Origin of the sequence: Pseudomonas brassicae (assembly GCF_010671725.1) — a bacterium.
Lineage (GTDB): Bacteria > Pseudomonadota > Gammaproteobacteria > Pseudomonadales > Pseudomonadaceae > Aquipseudomonas > Aquipseudomonas brassicae.
In genome coordinates this window covers 1-549 of record NZ_JAAHBU010000655.1, presented here as the reverse complement: position 1 = coordinate 549, position 549 = coordinate 1, and the positions used below count along the sequence as shown (strand labels likewise).

Annotated in this window: 1 protein-coding gene; it reads left to right on the top strand. The window is 45.9% G+C overall.

Features of this window, described 5'->3' with window-relative positions; translation table 11 throughout:
* Window positions 1–339: 339 nt before the first annotated feature.
* Window positions 340–549, top strand: a 210-nt coding sequence (locus G3436_RS28180) for a hypothetical protein (protein WP_243667363.1), incomplete at its 3' end; no start/stop codon positions are given.

Genomic DNA, 549 nt, shown 5'->3' with positions numbered 1-549 from the left:
CGGCACCCTCCAGTAACAAGATAAGCACCTCGCATGGTGCGGCGAAGTACGAGAAGGTAGTGCGGGAGCAGTGCGAAGTACACGTTGAATATGACCGCCTCTGCAATCATCTTCATACACGATCAGGCATACCGAGATGGACCCTGAAAATTATCCTAACGATAGGGTGCCAGCTAGCTGCGAGGAGTGTTTGACACCCTCGCAGTCCCTTTAGTGGCTCTATACCACCGTTCAAAACAAAAGCCCATGTCTTTCGGATAGAGGCCTGTCTTCTTTTCAAGGCCGTAGATTTGGCCTAATTTTCACTGTAGGTAAATTTGATCCACAACAGGAATCTGCATGCTGATTGCTACACTTCTAGTATCCTTATACTTTGCCATACCAATGCTGCTTGGCTACATCTGCCATATTACGGCCTCCCCAACCAAAAAAGACTGGTGTGAAAAAAACGCAAGAAAAATGATGAAATGGCGGCATCTAGAATATGCAACTGCGATCTTCGCTCTAACTACGGCCGCATTTTACATTATGGGTTTGTTTTTAGTTTTA